This is a genomic window from Paenibacillus sp. OT2-17 (assembly GCF_009827695.1).
Taxonomy (GTDB): Bacteria; Bacillota; Bacilli; order Paenibacillales; family Paenibacillaceae; genus Paenibacillus; species Paenibacillus polymyxa_B.
The window spans coordinates 1-8,739 of sequence record NZ_WUDQ01000125.1 but is presented as its reverse complement, the minus strand read 5'-3'; the positions used below and the strand labels follow the sequence as shown (position 1 = coordinate 8,739).

The 8,739-nt window shown below is 46.7% G+C and carries 1 protein-coding gene and 1 pseudogene; both read left to right on the top strand.

Going from position 1 to position 8,739, the window contains the following annotated elements:
- A pseudogene (locus tag GRP75_RS14580) lies at positions 1–4,873 on the top strand (aminotransferase class III-fold pyridoxal phosphate-dependent enzyme); the annotation flags it as partial.
- Positions 4,874–5,699: 826 nt separating this feature from the next.
- Positions 5,700–8,739: aminotransferase class III-fold pyridoxal phosphate-dependent enzyme (locus GRP75_RS14575; protein ID WP_160789649.1), on the top strand; the 3,040-nt coding region annotated here is incomplete at its 3' end.

Genomic DNA, 8,739 nt, shown 5'->3' with positions numbered 1-8,739 from the left:
CGGCAAAAATGTGACTGCCGGGTACTATAACAATCCTGAGGCTACCACAAAGGTCAAGACAGAGGATGGCTGGCTCATTACCGGAGATTTGGGTTTTATGAGAAACGGACGACTGGTGATTACAGGCAGAGCCAAGGATATTATTTTCGTGAACGGCCAGAACATTTATCCGCATGATATCGAAAGGATTGCAGAGGAACTGGACGGGGTGGATCTGGGGAAAGTAGCTGTCTGCGGTGTACATGATGCACAAACTAGACAGGATCGTATTGTTGTTTTTGTGATGCACACGAAAAAAATAGAGTTATTTTTGCCAACAGTCCAAAGGCTGAAAAGCCATTTGAATTATCGGGGAGGCTGGCATATTCAAGATGTAGTTCCAATTCGCCGTATTCCCAAAACTACTAGTGGAAAGGTTCAGCGCTACAAGCTGGCTCAGAGCTACGAGCAGGGAGAATTTGATGTAGTTTTGGCATCCCTAACCGAGGCCGCTCGAAATATACAGGAAGCGAACGATGCCCCTGTACCTCAAGGTGAGATCGAGCAAAAACTGATTGGGATTTGCCAAGCTATTTTAAATGTACAGTCAATTGGGAAGGAAGATAGCTACTTTGATATCGGCGTAACATCCTTACAACTCGTTCAGATCGTGGACCAATTAGAGGAACAACTCGGGATTCATATTGAGGTAACGGACTTTTTCTCTTATCCGACTATCGCCAAGCTAGCTGGATATATATCCAGTCAGGGCTTAGGTCATAAGGTGAACACAGCACCGCAATTGGAATCCAAAGAGGAGATAGAGGACCTGGATATTGCTATCATTGGCATGTCCGGTAAGTTTCCTCATGCGGATACACTGGAGCAGTTTTGGGCGAATGTAGCTTCCGGTACAGATCATATCAGTCCATATAGCAATGAAAGAAAAAAGGATGCCGAAGCTTTTATTTCCCGTATGAATATGGAAGGCCGAAACATGCAAATCGCCGAAGGTGGCTATCTGGACGAAGTGGATAAATTTGACTACACCTTCTTCAAGCTGACTCCACGTGAAGCTTCTCTGATGGACCCGAATCAACGTTTATTTCTGCAAACTGCTTGGAGCACGATTGAGGATGCAGGCTATGGAGGAAAACAGCTGTCGGGGAAAAAGGTGGGGGTGTATGTTGGATTCTCCAAAACCAGCTTTGAATATGAACGATTGTTGTCCGAAGTGGAGCCAGGAGCGCTTCCAAACTTTGGCATAGGCAATCTTCCGTCCGTTATCTCCAGTCGGATTGCGTATTTGCTTGATTTAAAAGGCCCAGCACTGACCATTGATACGGCATGCTCCTCGTCACTCGTAGCGGTACATCTGGCGTGTAAGTCGATTTTGAATGGAGACTGTGAGATGGCTTTGGCCGGTGGAGTGAAGACCATTTTGCTGCCGTTGAAAGCTGGCATTGGCATGGAATCCTCCGATGACCGGGCACGAGCATTCGACGATCAGTCGGACGGCACAGGCTGGGGCGAAGGCGTTGGAGCCGTTCTCTTAAAGCCGCTCCGCCAAGCGGAAAAAGACGGAGATCACATTCTGGGTGTGATTAAAGGAAGTGCAATTAATCAGGACGGCAGTACGATTGGAATTTCTGCGCCTAATGCGCTGGCTCAATCAGAAGTCATTTCGCAGGCGTGGCGTGATGCACGGATTGATCCTGAGACAGTGAGTTATATTGAAGCTCACGGTACCGGCACCAAGCTGGGCGATCCCGTTGAGATTAAGGGCATTACCCAGGCTTTCCGCAGATTTACACAGCGCAAGCAGTTTGTGGCGATAAGCACGGTCAAAACGAATATTGGGCATTTATACGAAGCTGCTGGGATTGCGGGATTGATCAAATGCGTGCTGTCAATGAAACATCAGCAGATTGCACCGCTCGTTCATTTTCGCACACCCAACCGGAACATCCATTTTGAAGAATCTCCGGTGTATGCCAACACTAGACTGAGGGAATGGAAGACAGACGGATTCCCGAGAAGATGCGGGGTGAGTTCCTTTGGCTTCAGCGGAACAAACTGTCACGTGGTGCTGGAAGAATATATAGCGAAAAAGAGTGCGGACCAAGAAACCACCGACCGAAAAAATGGATCATCGCCATTGCTGCTGACACTGTCGGCGCGAACTGAAGGAGCTTTAAGTGAGTTGATTGCACGGTACGTGGATCGCTTTGAACGTGAGGAAGAATTGCCGATGGAGGATGTCTGCTATACGGCTAACACGGGCAGAAGCCACTTAACATACCGAGTGGCTGTGATAGCCGAAGGAGCGGAGGCTCTGAAAGTGAAATTACTTCAGCTTTATGAGCAGGGCAAGGCCATTGAAGGTGTATACATTGGAAAAGTAGATAGCAGTGGTGGTACAGAAACAGCCGTCGGAGGCTCGGACACTTTGCAAGCACTGGAGCAAGTAGCAGTGAAGTACGTACAGGGGGCACAGATAGACTGGGACACGATATACGCAGGTCACCCGTACAAAAGGGTTTCTCTGCCTACGTATCCGTTTGAAAGGAAAAGGTGCTGGGTTCATGTTCCAGAACAGGTTCGAGCAGAGCAGACTGCGCCCGTTTATAAAAAACCAATAGTAAGGGAGTCTGAAAATATGGGGAATGAGTATTCGACTTCAGCGTCGTTTACTGAGCAGCATAAATCTTCCATTCAACAAAAGCTAGCGAAAATGATCGGTAATGTGTCACAGCTTAGTCTTGAGGAACTGGAACCGCAAACACATTTTCTAGAACTAGGGCTGGACTCCATTAATTTGTCCCAGGTCCGCCACAGCATCAAGGATACATTCGACCTAGATGTCCCGATGAATGAATTTTTTGAATCGCTGACCACGCTCGAACTGTTGACTAGCTACGTCGCAGATCAGGTAAGTATTTCCGTTTCTGACGAGGCAGCAGTTGGTGCTGTGGAAATCCAACCGAAAATACCCCTTAATCGAGTAGATGCTACTACAGTATCAACCTGGACAGGGCAGGATTCCAGCGCAATTGGTACATCGCCTCATGGAATAGTCACGTCCGGGCAAGACCCATTTCAAAGCACATCAGTTATAGCGACTTCTGCTGGTATCGAGCAGATTTTGCAGCAGCAGCTGCACGTGATGTCACAGCAGCTTGATGTGCTCCGAACTCAACCAACTCCTCCGACATCCGTTTCCCAATCATTTCAACCAGAAAGGGATTTGTCGTCAGCAAATAGAGGAAGCGCAGAGAGCTTTGAAACCAAACAGGAGGTCGCAACTGCATTAGCGACAGTTCCACCGGTACTAGCTGTTCCGAAAAAGGCAGGCCATGAAGCAAAACCCTTTACGCCTTATAAAAAGCTGGAGGTCAAAGCCCATGAATTGCTTTCACAACGACAAGAACAACATCTGCAAGAGCTGATTGAGCGCTATACTGCTCGGACGCGAAGCACCAAGCAGTACACTCAGCAGTATCGGTCTGTCTACGCGAATAACCGTAATGTAGCTGGCTTCCGGCCTATTTTGAAGGAAATGGTCTATCAAATTGTATCTCAACGTGCAGATGGGTCCAAAATTTGGGATTTGGATGGGAATGAATATGTAGATTTGACCATGGGCTTTGGTGTTAATCTGTTTGGACACAATCCAGCCTTTATTCGTGAAAAAATTGAGGCAGAGCTAAAGAACGGCATGTGTATCGGACCTATGTCCAACATGGCAGGACAAGTCGCCGAGAAGATTTGCAAGCTGACCGGTGTAGAACGGATCGCTTTGTACAATTCCGGCACCGAGGCGGTTATGGTTGCCCTCCGTTTGGCGCGTGCTGCCACCGGGCGAGCCAAAGTAGCCATTTTTGCCGGCTCCTATCACGGTACGTATGATGGGGTGCTTGCGTTGGGTAGCGCTGGCAACAATAAGGAGCATTCCACACCTCTTGCGCCTGGCATTTTGCAGCACATGGTGGACGATATCGTTGTACTTAACTATGGAACGGACGAATCGCTGGATTATATACGCACATATGGGCATGGGCTGGCTGCTGTGCTTGTGGAACCAGTGCAAAGCCGTCGTCCCGATTTTCAGCCGAAGGTCTTTTTGCAGGAGGTTCGCCAAATCACGGAGCAATCCGGTACAGCTTTTATTTTTGATGAAGTGATTACAGGCTTCCGAATTCAACCGGGAGGCGCTCAAGCGTGGTTTGGGGTACAAGCTGACCTTGTGACCTACGGTAAAGTTATTGGCGGCGGGATGCCAATCGGCATCGTAGCAGGGAAAGCCGCCTTTATGGATGGGATTGACGGAGGCACCTGGAGCTTCGGAGATAATTCCTATCCTCAGAATGAGCATCGGCGAACCTTTGTAGCCGGTACGTTCTGTCATCATCCGCTGGCGATGGCGGCATCCCTAGCAGTGTTGGATTATTTGGAAAACCACGGCGAACAGCTGCAAAATCAGTTGAACAGCCGTACTTCGACGTTGGCAGCAGAGTTAAATAGTTACTTTACCAACGAGCAGATACCCATGAAGATTGTTCACTTTGGTTCACTATTTCGCTTCGTTCTCAAGGGTGATCTGGAGCTTTTCTTCTATCACATGCTGGAAAAGGGTATTTACATCTGGGAAGGGCGGAACTGCTTCTTGTCGACCGCTCATACAGAGGAAGATATTGCGCGGATCATACAAGCTGTCAAGGACAGTGTAGATGAGCTGCGTAAAGGGGGATTCTTGCCTGATCTGACCCCGAACGGGGAAGGCCCAGGTCCAGGTAAGCAAAGTGTGTCTATAGCCGACCTTTTAGAAGTATCGACAGTGGACGTGGATAAAATGGTCATCCCACTAACCCCGGATCAAAGGCAGTCCTGGTTCACTTAATGTCAAGAAACGAAGTGACTTCCATCTTGATACGCGAACGTATATTAATGTGAGACGTTAAGTGAACTGTCCAATCCAGTATTGATTTTACCGAAAAATTGAGAAAGTGCCCTTCGGCGTCTTTACGCTCCAAATTTGATAAAATGTCAGGTTCTATTTTTAGGACTTGGCATTTTTAGTAGTGTGGGTATCAGTTATGAGAAAGTCTGTCGGAGATGAAGAAAATCTCAATTGAGCCGTGAGGCTGCGTTGAATCGACAGGTGTCAACAAAGGTCATATTTTGCAAGTGGTTGTAATTGCTCGTAAAGGGCAGAGCAACCGTATTCAAGCTTACTAGCGCAGACATAACTTTATTCGTCATCGTGAATTCTTACAATGCGTATAGCTTCATCGAATTAAATTGTCATAAATTAGATGATGAATTCTAACATTTACTTTTAAATTGAGTCTTTAATTTAAGCTTTGAGTATCATAACTTTTAAACTTTATGAGGACGCATGTCATCGAGTAAAAGAAAGGACTTGAGTTTTTAAGAATCAATACTGGAAAAAAACTATATCCTGCATAATAAGTTGAATAAAAGAATTTAGCCATTAATGGTTTAATAAAACAAATTAGATCCTCGTTTTACCAGATGGATAATTATATTTTATTAGTATAAGGATGGTTCCTTATACAGTGGACCGTTCATATTTACCTTCCTATGAGAACTTTATCTTGTATCCCTAGCTAGGTTATATCGTGCTTTTAGGCTAGCGTCACAGTTGGAAAGGATAAAATTAATTCCTTGAATACCCCATAGTAAAGGAGTCTGAAAAGATGGTGAATGAGTATTTTTCGACGGAATCTGCTTCCAATCCCCAAAAATCTACGATTACTAATAAACTGTCAAAAATAATCGAAAGTGTATCCCAACTCAGTCCAGACGAATTAGAGTCGCAAAAACATTTTTTAGAACTTGGTTTAGACTCTATTCTTCTGTCTCAGGTTAGACACAGCATTAAAAGTACGTTTGGCTTGGATATCCCGATGAACGAGTTTTTTGAATCACTGACTACGCTGGAGTTGCTGACAAACTATATTGCTGATAGGATAGCCTCGACCTCTGAAGAATTGTTCCAGAATTCGGAGGAGCATCAGCTGGCTGTGTCGTCTAGTATCACTTCTTCGGTACCTTCCGTTTTGTCGGGCTGGAGTCAAAAATCTACTATCCCTATAGAAGGTCCCGCACCACAAGAAAGCAAGCTATCAAATAAGGATGTATTTGCGGGGAGAGAACGAATTTTAGAAATGCAACTTCAACTCATGTCGCAGCAGATGGAAATACTGTGTCAATCTCGGCTTGCACCAGTGGCAATGCCTGAATCGCTTTCACTACAAACTGCTGTCGAACCTCAGACATCCGCGATGAAGGAGGTAGCTGCCACAGTTACTTCTGTTTCCCCCGTACAGGCTTCCGTGTCAGCTGTTTTGCCAGACAGAAAAAAATCGAAAGCATTTGTTCCCTATCAAAAAATAAATGTACAAGCCCATAATTCACTTTCACTTAGGCAGGAAAAGCATCTGCAAAAGTTGATTGAACATTACACGATGCGCACACGAAAGACCAAAGAGTATACTCAGCAATACAGGTCTGTATACGCCAATAACCGGAATGTGGCCGGATTTAGGCTTGCTCACAAGGAAATGGTGTATCAGATTATATCCCAGCGTGCAGAGGGTTCTAAAATTTGGGATCTGGATGGTAATGAATATATTGATTTGACGATGGGGTTTGGGGTCAATTTGTTTGGTCACAACCCATCCTTTATTCGTGAATCGATAGAAAAGGAAATACATAACGGAATGTGCCTTGGACCGATGTCCAATATGGCCGGGCAGATTGCCAAAAAAATTTGCCAAATGACAGGCATGGAACGAATTGCGCTATATAACTCGGGGACAGAGGCGATTATGGTTGCCCTTCGGTTAGCATGGGCTGCCACCGGGCGGGAAAAAGTGGTGATTTTTTCTGGTTCCTATCACGGTACCTTTGACGGAGTATTGGCATTGGGCGGAACAACGGATGGCAGGGAACAACATTCCACTCCTCTCGCACCTGGTGTACTACAGCACATGGTGGACGATGTCGTTGTGCTCAGCTATGGAACGGACGAGTCACTCCAATATATCCGCTCCCATGCCCATGAACTGGCTGCTGTTCTCATAGAGCCAGTGCAGAGTCGTCGCCCTGATTTCCAGCCCGCAGCTTTTCTGAAGGAAGTACGCCAGATTACGGAGCAATCCGGGGCCGCGTTCATCTTTGATGAGGTAATTACGGGCTTCCGTATTCAGCCGGGGGGTGCGCAGGCGTGGTACGGCATTGAAGCCGACCTTGTAACTTACGGTAAAATCATTGGCGGCGGTCTTCCCATCGGTATCGTGGCAGGGAAAGCATCGTTCATGGATGGAATTGATGGAGGAATGTGGAACTTCGGAGATGACTCTTATCCACCGCATGAGCAACAGCGGACGTTTGTAGCGGGAACTTTTTGCCATCACCCCCTAGCTATGGCAGCTTCCCTAGCCGTACTAGAGCAGTTGGAGAAGGACAGGGGGCAATTGCATAACGAGCTGAATAGTCGTACGAAGGCGCTCGCAGCAGAACTGAATCGCTATTTTACGGAGGAACAGATACCTATAAAGGTCGTTTACTTCGGTTCCTTGTTCCGCTTCGTCCTTAAAGGTGACTTGGAACTATTCTTCTATCACATGCTGGATAAAGGAATTTATATATGGGAAGGCCGGAACTGTTTTTTGTCAACGGCTCATAATTCGGAAGATATAGAGCGGATTGTACAGGCAATTAAAGAGAGCGTTGATGAGCTGCGCAAAGGAGGGTTTCTGCCGGATCTGCACCCTCATGCAAACGATCTAAATAAGGCTTTTTTTCCTGAAACTGCAACTGCAAACCTTAAGGAATCGACGATTAAGCTGACTCCGGATCAGAAGCAATTATGGTTCGCCTCAGTCTCGGATTCAAAGGAATCGCAGTCGCTTCATGAGACTGTTTTACTGCGTTTCCGGGGTCCGCTACATGTTAAGGAATTTAATGAGGCTGTCCATCGCATCGTTAAACGCCACGAAGCCTTACGCACCTTTATGGGGGAGGACGGAGAAACGCAGATCATCGCCCCGGCAATGGCTGTCAGCATTCCGCTACATGATATCAGCAGTCTTTCTGTAGAGGAACAGAAACATGATATCCGTGCTTGGATGGATAAGGACAGGGAGACCGTATTCCCAATAAGTGCGGGGGAACCTTTATTCCGTATCCAGCTTTTAAAAACGTCGAATGAGAAGCACATCGCTGCATTTACATTTCATCATCTGATTGCAGATGGCTGGTCCATAGGTGTGTTTTTCCATGAATTGGAACGATTTTATTCCGCTTGTGTACGGGGGGAACACTGCACGCTTCCCGATCCTGTTCCGTTCCGAGATTTCGCAGCATGGCAGCAAAACCAGTTAGAGGCAGGTGGAGCGGCTGCCCTTGCTTTTTGGTCAGATGTACTTGCGAAGCCATTGCCCGCCCTTGACTTGCCGTCTATCCAACGCAACATCAGTTCTCCTTCTTCGCGCGGAGCACGGCACACCATTGTGGTGGATGCGCCTCTGGTGAAGCAACTGAAATCAGTCAGTATTCGGCTTGGCAACAGCTTATTTGTGACTTTATTGTCTGCTTTTCAGCTTTTCTTGCACAGACTGACAGGCCAAAATCAAATAATGGTAGGTATTCCAACCGCAGGGCAATCTCATATGGGTGTGTCCCCGCTAATTGGCAACTGCGTTAACTTGCTTCCAGTGATTTGTGAGGTAG